This window comes from Leptospira paudalimensis, from assembly GCF_026151345.1.
GTDB classification, from domain to species: Bacteria; Spirochaetota; Leptospiria; order Leptospirales; family Leptospiraceae; genus Leptospira_A; species Leptospira_A paudalimensis.
On the sequence record NZ_JAMQPR010000001.1, the window covers coordinates 850,231 to 868,177 of the forward strand.

The window sequence follows — 17,947 nt, forward strand, 5'->3', positions numbered from 1 at the left end:
AGAATATTTTGATGCGTTTGAGATTGGACTAACGGCGACTCCCGATAAAAGAACGATAGGTTATTTTAACCAAAATTTAGTGAGTGAGTATTCTCATGAAATGGCTGTAGCCGATGGGGTAAATGTTGGCTATGATGTTTACCAGATCGAAACTCAAGTCACTAAGTCTGGTGGAGTGATTTGGGGTGGGCAGTATGTAGATTTACGAGAAAGGATGACTCGTAAAAAAAGAAGAGAATTGCAGGATGAAGACGAAGCTTACTCAAATAAACAACTTGATAAAGAAATCGTAAACCCCAATCAGATACGAACTGTTGTTAAAGAATTTAAATCCAGATTGCCACAGATTTTCCCGGATCGTTTTGACAAAGATGGAAATTTTGAAGTCCCTAAAACATTGGTCTTTGCGAAGACGGATAGTCACGCCAACGATATTATTGATATCATTCGAGAAGAGTTCGCCGAAGAGAACCATTTCTGTAAAAAGATCACCTATAATGCAGAAGACCCCAAAGGTACCTTAACTGAGTTTCGGAATGCCTACTTGCCTCGGATCGCTGTCACTGTGGATATGATTGCTACTGGTACTGATGTGCGTCCTTTGGAATGTCTTTTGTTTATGAGAGATATTAAAAGTCGAAATTATTTTGAGCAAATGAAAGGTCGTGGTACGAGAACTATTTCTTTGGATGATTTGCGTAAGGTGACACCAACGGCAAAACATGCTAAGGATCATTTTGTGATCGTAGATGCCATTGGCGTTACCAAAAGTTTGAAAACCGATAGCCGACCTTTGGAGAAAAAACCCAGTGTTCCTTTAAAGGATCTTTTGCAAGCAATTGCTGTGGGAGCGAGGGATGAGGAACTTTATACAAGTCTTGCCAATCGGCTTTCCCGACTCGACAAACAATTGACAGAGAAAGAACGGTCACAATTTTATCAGCTAACAAATGGTACATTGATTTCTCAAGTTGCCAAAGACTTACTTCTTGCTTTCCATCCTGATACAAAAGAGGAAATCGAGACAACCATCGAATCCACTATGACGAAGGCAAGTCCCGAAGAAAAAGCGAGAGCCTTAGGGAATGCAATCAAACAAATCCAAGATAAACCTGCTCAAATCTTTACAGGCGAACTCAACGATTGGATTGAAAAAGTGAGAAAGGTTCACGAACAAAAACTGGATTTGCAAACACCTGATACAGTCATTCATTCCGGTTGGGAAGCTGACCAAAAGGAAAAAGCGCAAGCCTTAGTATCAGAGTTTCGGCAATGGTTGGAAGACCATAAGGATGAGATCCTTGCTCTCCAAATCTTTTACAACCAACCTTTCCGACGAAGAGAAGTTACCTTTCGGATGATCCAAGAAGTTCTGGAACGGTTGAAAGAAGACAAACCAAGAATCAGTCCCTTGCAAGTATGGAAAGCTTACGAAATACTAGAGACAGCCAATGGTTCACCTAAAAATGAACTGATTGCGATTGTATCACTCATACGCCGAGTCACAGAACTAGACGGTACGCTTACATCCTATGATAGCATCGTGGATCGCAATTTCCAAAAATGGATTTTTGCCAAAAACGCAGGAAAACACAACCGATTCACTGAGGAACAAATGGAATGGCTTCGGATGGTGAAGGATTATATCACGAATAGCTTTCATATCGAAAAGGAAGACTTCGACTACAATCCGTTCAACGCGAAAGGTGGTCTTGGAAAAATGTGGCAGTTGTTTGGTGCCGAAACGGAAACGCTACTCGATGAAATGAATGAGAAGTTGGTTGCGTAGGGGATGTCGGAAGATATAAATGCAAATCCATTTGATGATGCAACCAAAGATAAATTGGATTTATTCCAAAATTGCTTTAAGGAATGGTTTCCCACATTATTACACAATATATACTGCGAAAAATTATATGTTTTTGACTTCTTCGCTGGAAGTGGTATAGATTCTGACGGAAATTTTGGAAGCCCATTGATATTGTTAAAAGAAGCAATGGGTGAGAACAGAATGCACTGTTCTCGTGACAGTGCAAAAAAGGTAAAATTTGTCTTTAATGAAATCAGAAAGAAAAAATCAGAACTTCTTAATGCAAATGTAAATTCATACATCGAAACATGTTTGGATAATTGTAAACTAGATCAATGCGTTTACGATATAAAGGTTAAACGAAACAAGTTTCGAGATTTATTTTTGGCAGAAGATATGAATCGTATCCTTCGGGATCCGAAAATTGCTAAATTCGTTCTGTTAGATCAATACGGATTTAAAGAAATTGATGAGCAAGTTTTTTCTAAATTAGTAGCTTCTCCAACTACAGATTTTATTTTTTTTATCACGTCTTCCTTCTTGAAACGGTTCCAGGAACATCCTTATATACAAAAGTATTTTGAGAGCAATCGAATTGATTTCAACGAATCTGAGCCCAAATATTGTCACAGCGTAGTTGCAGATTACTATAGAAGTCTTATTCCTCTTTCAAAAGAATATTTCATACATCATTTTACAATTAAGAAAGGTTCCAATTATTACGGGTTGATCTTTGGAACAAATCATTCATTGGGAATGGAAAAATTTCTGAAAGTTTGTTGGGAGAAAGACCCGCAAGCTGGTGAGTCAAATTTTTACATACACGGTGATTTTGATAAAAGTTCGTTGTTTTATACTGAAAATAATACAATAAAAAAAGAAAAATATAAATCAGTTCTTGTTCATGAAATTCTGGAAGGTAAAGTTAAGAATAATAAGGCAGGCTTACATCATGCACTCAAAAATTCTATGCTACCGAAAGTCTATGTTGAAGTAATTGAGGAACTTTCAGAAAATAATCCTCGTGTGAAAATCATTGGCAAATTTAATAGAAAAACAACAGGCATTCACAAATTGAAAGACAGTGACATATATACAATCGAGGTAATCTCCTAATGGCACAATCCTCCATTGAATGGACCGATATGACTTGGAATCCCACTACGGGATGCAATAAGATCTCTGCTGGATGTAAAAATTGTTATGCGGAAGTCATGACTCGGCGCCTGCAAGCCATGGGAGTGGAAAAATACGACCAAGGATTTTCCATCAGAACCCATGAAAAAGACCTGGAGTTGCCCTACCAATGGAAAAAACCCCGAGTGGTATTTGTCAATTCCATGAGTGATTTGTTTCATAAAAAAGTTCCCGTTTCCTTTATCCAAAAGGTATTCCAAGTGATGCGAGACAATCCCCAACATGTATTCCAAGTGTTGACCAAACGGTCTGACCTCCTTTTGCAATATGACAGGGAAGGACTCTTGGATTGGTCTTATAATATCTGGATGGGAGTCTCTGTAGAAGACGAGAAGGTCAAACACCGCATTGATGACTTACGTAATACCAAGGCAAGGACAAAGTTTTTATCTTGTGAACCACTCATTGGCCCCTTTCCGAACATGAACTTAAAAGGAATCGATTGGGTGATAGTCGGTGGGGAGAGTGGAAGAAAGCCAAGACCTATGCAATCAGAATGGGTATTTGAGATTAAGAAACAATGCCAAACAGCAAAGGTAGCTTTCTTTTTCAAACAATGGGGCGGAACCAACAAAAAAAAAGCAGGACGGCTTTTGGATGGCAAAACTTGGGACGAAATGCCAATAAACAAGAGCAAGGCGAAATAGCTAGTGTAAGGATGATTAATTGCCATTGAAGGATCAAGATTTAGAAACATGGAAAGATAAGATTCCTAAACATTGGGAAGTGAAAAAACTCGAACAGCTTCTCGAATATGTAATAGGAGGAGATTGGGGGAAGGATGAATCTTATGATGATGACGATTATGACTTTGCTTTATGTATTCGAGGAACTGAAATAAAAAATTGGAACGAATCAAGAGGACAGACGGCTGCTTTACGTAAAATAAAGAAAAGTAATCTGGAGAAAAGAAAACTTCAATTAAATGATATAATTTTAGAAATTTCAGGTGGAGGCCCAGAGCAACCCGTTGGACGGACTGTAGTAATAGATAATTCTGTGCTTTCTTTTAAACCAGAAATCCCAAAGATATGTACAAATTTTTTCAGATTAATCAGGCCTTCCCAAGATGTTTCAGCTTCGTATTTAAACTATTTTTTGACCTTTTTTTATAAAACTGGTGAGATAACAAAATTTCAAGCGGGAAGTAATAATCTAAGAAATTTGAAATTTCCCGATTATATTCAAATCCCCATCCCCCTCCCGCCCCTCGCCGAACAACAATCCATCGTTGCCAAAATCGAAGAGCTCTTTAGCGAACTCGAAAAAGGAAAGGAACAATTGGAGACAGCCCTTGCCCAATTGAAGGTGTATCGGCAGAGTTTGTTGCAAGCTGCGTTTTCAGGAAAGTTGACACATCCAGATGTGAAAGAAGGGGAGTTGCCCGATGGTTGGATGTGGGTGAAGTTGGGGGAAGTCGGGAAGCTAGTATCTGGTTATGCTTTCAAGAGTAACGACTTCCTTGCTAAAGGAGTTCCAGTGGTCAAAATTTCAAACATTGGATATTCGGAATTTTTGTGGAAAGATCAAGAATTTTTAGATAAAAAGTTTTTAAACCAAAAAATTGATTTCCAGGTGAAAGGTGGAGATTTGTTAGTTGCTCTAACGAGACCTATTACTAATGACACAACTAAAGTTTGCCTTTATCCAGAGGATTCGCCAACAGGATTATTAAATCAACGAGTTGCATTGATAAAGGATCTAAAGGTTGAAAAAGAATATGTTTATATATTTATGCAATCGAGTGGTTTCAAAGAATACATTCGTTCAAAGTTTTCTGAAACTCTCCAGCCAAACCTATCACCCAAAGATTTGAGCTTGACTCCAATTCCATGTGGTGAAGTGAAAGAACAAAAACTAATCGTCCAAATCCTGGAATCCAAACTCACTGTCTGCGACAAAATTGAAGAGACCATCCAACAATCGTTAGCCCAAGCAGATGTTTTGCGCCAGAGTATTTTGAAACAGGCGTTTGAGGGGAAGTTGGTGAGGGGATGAGATCTATTGTAGTTTTAATATTAGGTTATGTAATCAACTGGTTGGTACAATTAAAAATAAGTATAGAGCAGTCTATTTCTCGATTACAGCTAGATTTCGAACCTCTTTCGCCAATTTCTGATGCGGATATTGTGGATGGTTATAAACAAGCTCTCGATTACGCATTAATCAACTCAAAGAAGCATTTCATTCAGAATATAGCAATCACCGGGCCTTATGGTGCTGGGAAAACTTCTACAATAAAAACATATTTTCATAAGTACCGACCGAAAGGATTTAAAGAGTTAACTGTTTCCTTAGCCACATTTAAAGAAGAATTGTCAAAAGAAAAAGATGAACCAAGTCAAAATGAACTTCTAAGAAAAATTGAACTTAGTATTTTACAACAAATTCTATATCACGTCGATGGAAATAAAGTCCCGCATTCAAAATTTAGAGGGATTCAGCCTTTAAGTTTCCGTAAAATGTTTTTTTATTCTGGTTTCTTTTTTCTCTTTCTATTTTCAGTAGCAAATTTATATTTCCCTGATCTACTTCCTTATTTTTATTTTAATATAACATTTGTTAGAGAAAATCAAAATCACATAAATATAATTACTACTATCTTTTTTACCTTTGGTCTTGCGTATTTACTGTTTAAAGCCGTTGGTTTTTTTGGAAAATTAAGTATTGATTCATTCAAATTCCAGGATACAGAAGTCAAATTCAATCATTCCCAGTCTGAATCTTACCTTAATTTGAATATTGATGAAATTCTATACTTTTTTAAAAGTACGGATTACAATGTTTTGATCATCGAGGATTTAGATCGGTTTCAGCAGACAGAAATTTTTACAAAGCTACGGGAAATTAATCTTCTGATTAATTCTTCGGCTTATGTTGATAAACAAGTAATTTTTATTTATGCTATAAGGGATGAGATATTTAAAGAAGAGATCGAACGAACAAAATTCTTTGATTTTATCATTCCGGTCATACCGATTGTCAATCCTTCCAATTCCATTACGATCTTCAAAAAGAAAGCTTCTCAATACAACCTGAGGTTTTCTGAAGATCTATTGGATACAATTTCCCTGTTTGTTGGGGATATGCGACTTCTGCATAACATTATGAATGAGTTTATGATTTATAAAGGTAAGCTGTCGAAACAGTTAGTGCCTGATAAGTTGTTGGCAATTATTGTTTTTAAAAATTTATTCCCTGGTGAGTATTCGAAGTCTCTTCAGAATGACGGGATTTTGCATGAATTGGTTTTAAAAAAAACAGATTTAGTCGAACTAGAAATTCAGAATATTGAAGATGAAGTTTTAACTTTAAAAAATAAACTTTCAGAGGTTGAAAAACATAGTATTTCTGATATTAAAGATTTAAGAAGAATTTATTTGTTTGAGATTTTTAAAAACTACATCTATCTTCAAACAGTATATGTTAATAATCGAACTATAAATTTTCATCAGATTTTAGATTCAGATGACTTCGAAACTTGGCTTATAGGTAATCCTATGGCCGATTTGATTCAAAGCTATGGAGGTAGAGTCAATTTAGTAGGATTGGATAAAGTTGAAAAGGTGATTGGCGATAAGGGTTATAAAGATCGTGCTAATTTAATTCATTTCAAGACTGAAGAAGAGAAACAAAAAATTCTGTTACAGATAGAAAAAAAACAAAGGTCGATCTTTCTTTTGCAAAAGATTCCATTGCGAGAATTGATTTCCATCGATTACGTAAATAAAATTTGTGAGAGTAGTTATGGAAGAAAGTCAAAGTTGATTTTTGCCTTATTTAAAGGCGGGTATATCGACGAATCGTATCATGATTATATTTCCATATTTCATGAAAGTGAAAATTCTTTGGCCAGGATTGATTACGAATATCTTTTGAATTTGAAATCTGGTGTAGAATCGGAGTTTGATTTACCGATCCAGAAGGTGAATCTTCTAGTTAAGAAAATAAGTTCAAATTTTTTTGAGACAAATGCTATTCTGAATTTTCGATTAGCGGAATATCTACTTAAAGATTCAAATTTAATTGAAGAGAGACAGTCATTAAAAGTTTTATTAAATTCAGGTAAACAAAAACCGACCGAATTTCTCTTTGCATTTTTAGAAAAAACAAAATCAGTTAAAATATTTTTAAATTTCGTATTTGATAGCTGGGCGAACTCGTGGAGTTCCATTTCACAGAATGCATCTTTGAATTCTGATATTCAGAAAAAAAACTTATTTATTGCTATACTAAACCAATGCGATGGAGGTATCCTTCGTATTCTTTTTGATGATCCAGCCTTCCGAGAAATGGTTTTAAATGATCCTAATTTTTTTGATTTGTTTGAATCCAATGAAAGAATAAATTTCTTTTTAGAGAATACGAAACCAACTTTCAAAAAATTAAATTTTAATCCTAAGTATATAGATGTATACAAAGAGATTTTAAAAAATGAGTGGTTTAAAATTAATCCAGAAATGGTCTCAACCTTTCTGAAGGCATATTCCAAGTATGAAGAGTCGGCATTTCTGCGTAAAAATTATACTCTCATACAGAAGTCTGAAATTACTGAACTTATTGAGTTGGTAAATGATAATATCGAGGAATATGTAAGTAATTTGTATTTATGTCTTACGGATTCTTTTGAAGAAGATGAAGAGTTTTTATTGAAACTTTGTAACCAGGAGGAATTGCCTCTAGAACTGATCAAAAAAGTAATCGAAAAATCTAAAACGCAAGTTTCTGATATTTCCAAAATTGAAACTTTTGAAATTCAGACTATGTTCTTTGAAGAAAAGAAGGTGAAAGCTGATTGGATCAATATTTTCAAGTTCAGTGATGATAAAAAAGAGAACTTACCTATTGTTTGTGAATTCCTTAATCGATTCTCTGAAAAAGAACTTCAGGAGATCGTTAAGACTTATGATAAAGAAGAAGATTCTGAACAATTGCTAAACCAATTGATAGTTCAAAAGGAACTTTCAATAACTTCGTTTAAGCTTTTTGCGCCTCTTTTGGATTTTGTGAAAATTCAATTTAATTTTCATGAATTTTCCACAGAAAAAATATCATTCTTACTTACGAAAAATCTAGTTCCGCTAAATAATCATAATTATACACAATTGAAGAATATGGAAAAGGAATTCCATCTTGAGTTGGCTAAAAATCATAAACAGGAATTTGTATATAATATAGCTAATTATGAACTATCATTAAGCGATTTAGAGAAGATGCTTAAATCTACAGAATGGGAAATTGAAGAAAAGCAGGTTCTACTCAAGAAATTTAGCTCTGGGGAAATCGTTTCTAACCAGCCTGTCTTAGAATCTTTGGTGGAGATTTTGATTTCAGGGGTTAGTTTTACTTTAAATGATGATTTGCTCTTCCAGGTATTAGTTTCACCTGTTATATCAGTACAAGAGACAGTCGCTATTTTAGAAAAGTATTCTGACGGATTTGAAAAAGATAAAGTTCCAGCAGTTTTATCATCTCTTGGAAATGAATATTCCAGTTTACTAAGTGATGGAGAAATTGTCGTACCTTACGATGAAGACATGGAAACTCTTTTGAAAACATTGAAAAAGTTGAAATACATTAGTAGTTTCAAGATTAAGAAAGATATGATTGAAGTTTACAAATAATGATAGTGAAACCTATAAGCAATCAAATTTCCCGAATTATTAGAAATCAAATTTCTATTTTTAAAAGAGTAAATGAGTAAAAATATATGTCAACATCAACCATCGTAAGTAAAGTTTGGAGTTATTGCAATCCGCTTCGGGATGTGGGAGTCGGGTATGGGGATTATTTAGAACAACTAACGTATCTTTTGTTCTTAAAAATGGCGGATGAGTATAGCAAACCGCCTCACAATCGTAAATTGTCTATCCCTGATGTATATAATTGGGAAAGTTTAGTCGGATTAAAAGGTGCCGATTTAGAAACTCACTATTCTACACTTCTACGTGAACTAAGTAAGCAAAAAGGAATTCTCGGTCAAATTTTTACAAAAAGCCAAAACAAAATCCAAGATCCTGCCATGTTATCGAAAGTGATTCAGATGATTGGAGAGGAGAATTGGCTTGTGATGGGTGCCGATGTCAAAGGCGACATCTACGAAGGACTCCTCGAAAAAAATGCCGAAGACGTGAAGAGTGGGGCAGGACAGTACTTCACACCGAGGGCTCTCATTCGGGCTATGGTGGAATGTGTACAACCTGAACCCATGAAAACCATAGCCGATCCAAGTTGTGGGACGGGAGGGTTTTTTCTTGCCGCTTACGACTATTTGGTGCAAAATCATAAACTAGACAAAGACCAAAACAAATTTCTCAAGCACAAAACCTTCTATGGTAACGAGATTGTGGCAGGCACTCGAAGACTTGCTCTTATGAATCTCTTTCTTCATAACATCGGAGATTTGGACAGTGATAACTTTATCTCTCCTGCGGATGCATTGATTGCGCCTCCTTCAACTACTTATGATTATGTGCTTGCCAATCCTCCCTTTGGAAAAAAGAGTTCGCAAACCTTTACCAACCAAGAAGGCGAATTGGAAAAGGAAGATTTAACCTACAATCGACAAGACTTTTGGGCAACTACTTCCAACAAACAGCTAAACTTTGTGCAACACATTCGTTCTCTGTTGAAATCAACCGGTATTGCTTCCGTAGTTGTTCCCGATAACGTTCTCTTTGAAGGTGGGGCTGGTGAGACCGTTCGAAAAAAACTTTTGGAAACTACGGATCTTCACACCATCCTTCGTTTACCAACGGGTATCTTTTATGCACAAGGTGTAAAAGCAAATGTCATCTTCTTTGACAACCATCCCGCCCGAAAAGAACCCTGGACAAAAGAGATTTGGATTTATGATTACCGAACCAATATTCATCATACCTTAAAGAAGAATCCTTTAAAATTCGATGATTTGAAAGACTTCGTCGATGCCTACAAATCAGGCAATCGTGCCAAAAGAAAAGAAACCTACCATCCTGAAAAGAATCCAGAAGGAAGGTGGAGAAAATTCACCTACCAAGAAATCATCGCCCGAGACAAAACCTCTCTCGATATCACTTGGATTAAGGATAAATCTCTCGCAGACTTAGACAATTTACCAGATCCCGATGTGATTGCGGAAGAGATCATCGAAAATATGGAAGCAGGTTTAGCAAATTTTCGCCAGGTGCTTGCGAGTTTGAAGTGAGAGTTGGTGGTTTTATTCAGTAGAGGCTTTAAAAATGAAATCCGCGTTAGGGATCGACCGAGCGCCCTCGTCGAGGGAGAGCCCGACCCTTACTCATTTCATATTGAATTTTCCAACCAAATCGGGAACGCCCAAAACTGTAACCGCATTCAATGTGAGCTCTGGATCCCTTTGCATTTCTTCTCGATAGCCTAATGTTGGTTAGTGTATGAGCTTGTGTTTGAATCCAGATTTCTAACAATGTGTGAGTCGTATCTGAGAATTGAGTAAAACCTATTTCTTAGAGGCTAAAATCTCATTTAAACGTTTTTCAGCCTTATCTTTCCAATATCCTTTATTTTGAGTTTTAATTATTTTTTTTAAGAATGCGATCTCTGCAGACCGTTCGTTGAAACCATGTTCACGATCGAAGTGTAAAAAAGATGAAAAATGAGACCATTTTTTCTTCCAAATTGGAGAATCTGGATTTGCCCGATCAAACTCTACTATCATATTAGGATCTTCGCTTGAGAGCGAGAAAAAGGAGCGTAAAGAAACTTCTTTCTCTTCCTTTTTCATCGCTACGGTGTAGATCCCAAGGAAAACGATTTCACCAGGTTTGCCTTTTATTTTTAAAGTAGAGAAACTTTTTTGCGGTTCTAAAACCAATTTCGCGCGAACTGGATTATTACAGAAATTACAAAATCGATTCCATTGTAGGAATCCCAGATAATATTCTTTCTTTGAATCGAGAAGATAGGCAGCTTCTAGCAGGTCCAAACTTTTTCCGTAAGATATTTTTTCTCCATCTTCTTCTACATATTTCGGATTTTTCTTGTCTATGAGGAGGCTCAATTCAGGACTTTTTGTCTTATAATCATATATGACAAAATCAGAAGGTGCAATCGAGCTTAAGTCCACTTCCGATAAGTTTGGGTCTTTTGCGTTAAATTTATAATCGTCGAGTATTAGAAATCCTACAAGAGTTTGATTTTTTTCTTCAGTTTTACTCGGGTTCTGAATTCTATACTCAACTGAATTACAACCTAAGGTTAATAATAATAAAAATAGAAAATTAATTTTTAACATGATAAACAACCTCATAAAATAAACTCTTCCATAAAAGGGAAAAGCCAATACAAGTTCAACTTTTTTTCAAATTAGATGGATTATGTTGATTCAAAAATTTCTAATATTAGTTGATTGAGAAGTGGGCAAGATAGAAGTCTCGTTGAACACAAATGTTGGAAAAAACTCGGGAAGAAATTCTAGATCTTTTTTTTGTTTCTGCTAGATGATTCAGGACACCCTTATCCCATACCTACGAAATACATCTACCATTTCCAAAAAGGCTTCAGTCGATTGTTGTTTGAGAATTTTAATCAGTAAAATTAACGCGCGTTCATGGCTTGTTACTTCTTTGTAAGCGATAAAAAAGGCAATGAGGTCGAGTGGATTCAATTTGTTGGCATTGGATTGCCATTTTGCATTCCATTCCTTGCCAAAGGTCGATCGTTGCAAACGGAATCTTTCTTTTAGAAAGCGGATTAAAAAAGGGATCATTTCTTTTGCTCTGAGAGAATTCCAAAATGTTTTAAAAGTTTGCCACCGGACACGGTTGTAAAATGGAATGGAACTTTTTTGAGAAGGCATAGTATAAACGTGAATCTAATTTCCTTGGTGACAATGAAAATAGATTAGGTGATCCTTTCTGTTTCCAGTTTTGATTTTAATACAATTTTACTGCCTTGTTTGATTTTTTGATAAATGGACCAAAACAATTCATTGGGAACAAGACCGTCTTTGGAAAATTTAGGTTTGATGTGTTTCAATAGATACATATCTCGCCTTTCACCGTTTTTATCTACGATTTTTCCTCTGTGTTCACATTGGAATAAAAATCGTACTTTGTCATAAGTAGATTGTGAAATATTGATTTCACCAACGATTCCTGAACTTTCCATACGAGAAGCGGTGTTGACACTACTCCCCCAAATGTCGTAAGCAAATTTAAATCGACCAACAACTCCTGCGATTACAGAACCTGTATGAATTCCAATTCGTAGTTCCCAATAAGGTAAGTTTAACTGAGTTTTGATTTCTTTCATTTGGTCCATAAACGATCGGATCTCAAGTGCTGCAAGACATGCGTCTATTGGATTTGTGTAGTTTGAATCTGGTAAACCACCAGCGCACATATAAGAGTCCCCAATTGTTTTGAGTTTTTCCAATTGGTTTCTTGATATGATTTCATCAAATTGGGTGAAACAAGCATCAAGTTCCGTGATGAGTTCGTTTGATTCCATGTTTTTTGCAACTTCTGTAAAACCTCGAAAATCAGTGAAGAGGATGGTTGCCTCGTCATAAGATTTTGGTTCACAATACCCATTGATTTTAATCTCTTCAGCAACGGACTTAGGAAGGATATTTAACAAAAGTTTTTCTGATTCTTCACCAGCAAGTTCTGCTTCTTTTTTGGCTTGTTCTAAGAGGATATAACTTCTATCTAACTCTTCTGCTAGTGGTCTTGCAAAAACATAAACTAGTAAATAATTGAATAATACTAAAGGAAGAGTCACTAGTGTTATATGAAATAGACTTTCTCCAAATGCTAGTTTTTCTAAAAACTTTGGCATTTGTAATAAGCTAGCAAATAAGATAGAAAAGATACCTAAATTGGCGAGTTTTTGGCTGAATCGAATGGTTCTCCCAGGTAGTGAAAATGCCCCTAATTTTAATACAGCAAATCCAAGTAAGGTGGTTGGAATGAATAAATAATCAGAAATAGGAGGAATCACAAATCCATGCGATGGAAAAAATGCAGTTAATAAAAATACTCCAGACAGTAAAACGGAACCAAGCGCAACTTTGGATTCCTTGGGTAATATGTTCCATCGTTTACGGATTTCTCTACCGACAATGATAAATGCTAAAAATCCAGCGACACCAAGTAAGTAAGGAACTAAGGAACTTTTGTGGATGATTCCATAATCGTAATGGTAGTAACCATTGTGTAAGTAAGGTGTGATGGATAAAAATGAGCAAAGAATTGAAAGTAAATCGACAACCAGTAACGACTTTGGTCTTTCACTTCCTATGGCTTTTAAAACAAAACGTGATAAGATGCTTGGTGCCAGAGAAAAAATTAAAAAACTAACCTGTGATATGCGAAGTAAAATTAAATAATTGAGTTCGAGTTTTGTAGGGATGGATTGTAAGTTATAAAATGCAGTGATGATGAGTGAAAATGCACATAATTGATTGATCTTTGCTTGTGGGTTACTACCCGCTACAATGATTGCCATAAAAATAGCGACAAAAAAAGAAATGGTAGGAGGGAGAGCATGAGGAAACCAATTGTCATTCAAATAAGCACTGTGGCTTAAACCTAGTGCGACTGTTCCACTGAGGACAATCAGCGAAAAAGAAACCACACCGAAGAGAATGTAAAATAATCCGTTTCGATCAAATAGAAGTTCGTTTACATCGAGAAAATCGGAGCGAAAAATTCCGTAAGCAATTAGAATCAGTGGAATAAAAATAAAAAAGGAACCAGGGTACACATTGTACCCAAGTAAAACGGGCGCATTTGAAATTGTCATTAGAAACAAAACATTATAGCCGATGAACAATGATTTATGAATTCGTTTTAACAATATTTTCCATTGGAATGTGAAAAAAGGCAAAACTAAAACAAAGTAACCGACTAGAGGTATGATTCCGAATGGTTTAATGAAGTTTGTAGCTTTCGGATACTTTCCAAATTGGTAGTCAAACCACTCATTATGAAAACCGAGTCCTTGGAAAAGTCCTACATAACCAAAGATAACACTAATCCAACAAAGATAAGTGTAATAAAGAAATACTTTTTTTCGAGAGAGCGCATAACAAATATAAAAGTTAGAAGGTAAAATGAGAAGGATAAAGAGATAAAGCCAATTGTTGAGTGCAAGTAAGAGTTCACGGTCCATGATCCAAGCTCTAAGAGAAAGCACAAGACCAAGGATGCCATAACCAAAAAAGGATATGGCTACATTGAGAGAAAGAATTCTGTCTTCACCACTGGTATGAAAAATCCTACGAAAACTGAATGCACTTAAAAAGAACCCAACGACAAGCGAGATAATCCCAGGAATTCCATAAGGAAGTTGTAACCAAAAATAAGTCCATGTATCTCCAATGGATTCGATGTTAGGTAATTGGTAGGTATATTCCATCTATGAATCATCTTTTTGCCTGATGAAGTCTTTCGTAAAGAAATAATTGACAAATTGAGGTTAACTGTGGTAGAACTTACCGAATTCAAAGTTAAGGATATATCCGTATACAAAACAATCATTTGAAATCTTCAGTCTTTAACTGGTGTAATAGGGTGGATTGAGACTCATCCGATTGTCTTGTTCCTGAAATTGAAATCACTTATGGGAATGGAAATTCCATCTGCAGGGTAACAAATTCCATTGTTGTCTCCCCATACCTTTTCTGAATGTTTTCTAACGTTTCTGTGAGTAGGGGATACGATTTCCCGGAATTGGGAATCATAACTCGTACATTGATTCTCTTACTTTCTGGATTGGTTATATCCGCGTAAATGGAAATGCCAGACTTCGATTTGATTTGTTTTGTTTGTGGAGCGATCGAACTCACATTTGATCGGTAAGTGCGTGCATAGGCATCTGCTACCAACGCTAAAGAAACCTCATCCATACCTTCATAAATTGGAATTTCGATCGTTTCATGATTCCAGAAAGACAAATAGTTCTTTGTAGCGATTAGGTAATGGTTCCATTTGAATTCGAACATATCACTGTTATGATTTGGGTCCCAGGATTTAACACCATACAATTCAGCCATTTCGGAAGCTTTTTTCTTTCCAACTAACGTTTCGATTAATGCCAAGGTGATTGGAATGGATGCAGTGACTCCTGAAGTTGTAATCATTCGATCGTCATGTACATACCTTTTGTTTTTAGTCCAAATTGTATTTGGAAATGTTTTGATTAACTTATCCTTTGCATACCAATGTCCTGTTGCTTCTCTTTTATCTAACAATCCTGAATAGGCGAGTGTCCAAACCCCATCACAGATTCCAATGAAAGTGGCACCCTTTTCATTTTGTTTTTTTAACCAATTGAGAATTGTTGGATTTTGTGAATTATGAAGAGCAGGAACAATCACGATGTCTGCTCCTTCAGGATGTTCTTTGTCAAAAACACCAAAGGAGGTATCCACCTCTACTGATAATGCTGGGAACAATTGGACTTTCCCACTTTCAGGTGCTAACGCATAGAGTTCTGAAATCTCTGCTCGTTTCAAAATTCCATAGGGCACGAGGAAGTCTGTGAGTTCGGTAAATTCGTTGTCGCTTATGATTGTGATGATGGGTTTTTTGTGTTGTGATTTGATTGGGATTTGGTTTAAATATTTATGTTTGGTTCCAAAGGGATTTGCAATGAGCTTCGTGTAAAAAATTCCAAATAGAAATAGACACAATAGAAATCGCATTGTGATTGATTGGAATTGTTTTGATTTACGATTGTTGTATAAGAATTGTGAATGGCGTTGGTTCATAGAGTTTAGTATCGCAAAAAATAAAAGTCCAGTCGTCCTTCTGGATACAGATGGACTCAGAAACGAAGGTTTTTTTTAAAAAAAATAGACATTCGAAAAATGTAGGAGAAAAAGACTTATGATTTTAATTCCTTTTGCAGGTGCAATTGTATCATTTCTCCTTTTTTTATCCCACTTGCTCGAAACATACCAATTGAAAGAAAAACAAAATAACAATATCACAAATCTTTCAAATGAATCTTTTTTCAAGTTGGTAAAATTAAAAACAAACTTTCTCTATGATTATTCTTCAGCTTTTTTATTTTTAGCAGTTTCCTTGGTGCAGTTTCATATAGTTGCAGAATTTGATAATGGTTTTTCTTCCTTCCCTTACCTTTTTGGATTTCATATCCCACTCCTATTACTCATTGGTCCACTCTGTTTCCTTTACTTTCATAAAATGAGTAATGGATCCCTTGACCATTTCCCATTCATTCATTTGGTTCCTTCAATTCTTTCATTTGGTTTCCTTTTTGTTCTTGGTCCAACTAACGGGAATGAGGCTTTGGGGATGAGGGAATCGAATTTTTTAGGTCAAAGCTCAGAAAAATGGGTTTTGATATTGTTGGGACTCGGTGTTGTGTCGATTTTCTTTTATACGTCTCAAATCCTTTACCAATTCATCAAATGGAGGATTCAATCCAAAGAGGATCTAAAAACTTCATTCCCACCGTTTTTACGATTAATCATATATACCACTTCGATCACATTTTCGTTTTTAATTGCTCAAATTCTTTACATGGAATTATTTTTAATCGCTTGTAGTGGATTACTAGTCCTTCTCATTTATATTTTATTAAAGAGAACAAATCGTTTCGAAATGATCCCAAATTTCCAAAAGGAAACAAGTGTTGCCCGTTACAAAGAAAGCAGAACCAAAGGAATCGATATCCAACATGTGATCAAACGATTGGATTATTTGATGAATACAGAACAGTTATATACAAACGAAGAATTGACTTTGAAAACCTTGGCGAGTCGTTTAGACTTAGATTCTCATCAATTGTCTGAAATTCTAAATCTAAAATTAGGGGTTGGCTTTCGAAATTATGTAAATGAGTATCGATTACAGACAGCTGCCAAACTATTGAAAGAGAATCCAAGAATGACAATCATCAGTATTATTTATGCTTCTGGATTTAATTCTAAGTCAGCATTTCATACACTTTTCCAAAAAAAATATGGAGTCACTCCTCAAGTTTATCGCAAGAATTTTCTTTGATCCAAGTTAAATTTGAATTGCAAAATGGATCTATTAGAAGCAAATCATTACCGCTAATAATGTAGGAGTTCTCAAAATGGAAACACGGTTTTTGAAATGGGCTGAAATACTCGATTTTATGATTTTGATAGGATCAAGTATCACATTGGTAGCTTGGATATTCGGTGTTCCCTTATTTTACCTTGCAGATGGACCAGTCCTTTCCATTTTTACTTCAATTTCCCTACTAGTGATTGTTAGTTTGCGATTAGCAACTCGACATTTTCAGCTTTGGCCATTTACAGCAAATTTGGCATTTCTCATGATCGTAGGTGGAGGGAATATTTCTTCTATTTTGATGTTGTTGTCTGCACCTGCCGTTCACATCAATCCTAAGTCAACACTAGTTATGACCTCAATTTCCACTTCTATCGGACTTATTTTTTTTAGTTTTTATGAAATCCTTTTGTATTTAAGAAGAACTCCAAATCGATCTTGGATTTTGGATGATATTCTCATTCACCTTGCGCTTGTTCCTGGAGGACTTAGTTTGATTGGTCATTTATTTCAAAATCCAAACTACTTAAGTATGTCGATCGATCCAAGAGTTGGGATTTCTTTATTGGAAATGGCTTTTATGGCCCTCCTTGCCCTCTCCACAATACTTTCGAATCCAAATTTGTTTTTATGGAAATTTTTAAAATCAGGGAGAGCTAACCAACTTATTTTTGTTGGATTATTTGTGAATCAATACATAGCACCAATCCTTTATTTAATGTTAACTCATGATAATTGGAAATCGGGTGATTTTGGACCTGAACTTTTTATCTTTTTTGGAGGAGTGATTGCAACGTTAGGATTTTTGTTATTCCAGGCAAAATTAGAGGAAAACAATTCTTTGCAAAAAAATGGGATCACCTGATTTGATATTCTCAATTTTGGGATTATTGAATCAGGATGTGAG

The 17,947-nt window shown here is 35.5% G+C and carries 12 protein-coding genes (1 of these 12 cut by a window edge); 8 read left to right on the plus strand and 4 right to left on the minus strand.

What is annotated here, in order from left to right:
* From ND855_RS03935 to ND855_RS03960, 6 genes are all read left to right on the plus strand, one after another.
* On the plus strand, positions 1–1,789 hold the 3' portion of the coding sequence (locus ND855_RS03935) for a type I restriction endonuclease subunit R (protein ID WP_265357273.1). It extends 989 nt beyond the left edge of the window; the window shows 1,789 of its 2,778 coding nt (coding positions 990–2,778); its start codon lies beyond the left edge, outside the window; its stop codon occupies positions 1,787–1,789.
* Positions 1,790–1,792: 3 nt separating this feature from the next.
* On the plus strand, positions 1,793–2,926 hold the full coding sequence (tcmP, locus tag ND855_RS03940) for a three-Cys-motif partner protein TcmP (protein WP_265357274.1): 1,134 nt from the start codon (positions 1,793–1,795) through the stop codon (positions 2,924–2,926).
* Entirely contained in the window at positions 2,926–3,654 is a 729-nt protein-coding gene (locus ND855_RS03945; RefSeq protein WP_265357275.1) for a DUF5131 family protein, read from the plus strand. The genes tcmP and ND855_RS03945 overlap by 1 nt, the downstream gene beginning before the upstream one ends.
* Positions 3,655–3,673: 19 nt before the next feature.
* A complete protein-coding gene (locus ND855_RS03950) occupies positions 3,674–5,005 on the plus strand; it encodes a restriction endonuclease subunit S (RefSeq protein WP_265357276.1) in 1,332 nt (443 codons plus the stop codon).
* On the plus strand, positions 5,002–8,631 hold the full coding sequence (locus tag ND855_RS03955) for a YobI family P-loop NTPase (protein ID WP_265357277.1): 3,630 nt from the start codon (positions 5,002–5,004) through the stop codon (positions 8,629–8,631). Before ND855_RS03950 ends, ND855_RS03955 begins: the two co-directional genes overlap by 4 nt.
* 86 nt (positions 8,632–8,717) lie before the next feature.
* Positions 8,718–10,193 (plus strand): class I SAM-dependent DNA methyltransferase, encoded by a 1,476-nt coding sequence (locus ND855_RS03960; protein WP_265357278.1) that lies wholly within the window; start codon positions 8,718–8,720, stop codon positions 10,191–10,193.
* 273 nt (positions 10,194–10,466) lie between these two features.
* Here the strand turns inward: ND855_RS03960 and ND855_RS03965 are convergent, their stop codons facing one another.
* The 4 genes from ND855_RS03965 to ND855_RS03980 all read right to left on the minus strand — a co-directional run bounded on the left by ND855_RS03965 (position 10,467) and on the right by ND855_RS03980 (position 15,743).
* Entirely contained in the window at positions 10,467–11,261 is a 795-nt protein-coding gene (locus ND855_RS03965) for a hypothetical protein (RefSeq protein WP_265357279.1), read from the minus strand.
* Positions 11,262–11,471: 210 nt separating this feature from the next.
* Positions 11,472–11,825, minus strand: a complete 354-nt coding sequence (locus ND855_RS03970; protein WP_265357280.1) for a hypothetical protein — start codon at positions 11,823–11,825, stop codon at positions 11,472–11,474.
* Positions 11,826–11,869: 44 nt separating this feature from the next.
* Complete coding sequence (locus tag ND855_RS03975) at positions 11,870–14,389, minus strand: adenylate/guanylate cyclase domain-containing protein (protein ID WP_265357281.1); 2,520 nt, start codon at positions 14,387–14,389, stop codon at positions 11,870–11,872.
* Between the two features lie 202 nt (positions 14,390–14,591).
* Positions 14,592–15,743, minus strand: a complete 1,152-nt coding sequence (locus tag ND855_RS03980; protein WP_265357282.1) for a DJ-1/PfpI family protein — start codon at positions 15,741–15,743, stop codon at positions 14,592–14,594.
* A 118-nt stretch (positions 15,744–15,861) separates the two neighbouring features.
* Between ND855_RS03980 and ND855_RS03985 the strand changes: the two genes are divergently transcribed.
* Complete coding sequence (locus ND855_RS03985) at positions 15,862–17,004, plus strand: helix-turn-helix domain-containing protein (RefSeq protein ID WP_265357283.1); 1,143 nt, start codon at positions 15,862–15,864, stop codon at positions 17,002–17,004.
* Between the two features lie 76 nt (positions 17,005–17,080).
* On the plus strand, positions 17,081–17,905 hold the full coding sequence (locus tag ND855_RS03990; RefSeq protein WP_265357284.1) for a hypothetical protein: 825 nt from the start codon (positions 17,081–17,083) through the stop codon (positions 17,903–17,905).
* Positions 17,906–17,947 lie beyond the last annotated feature (42 nt).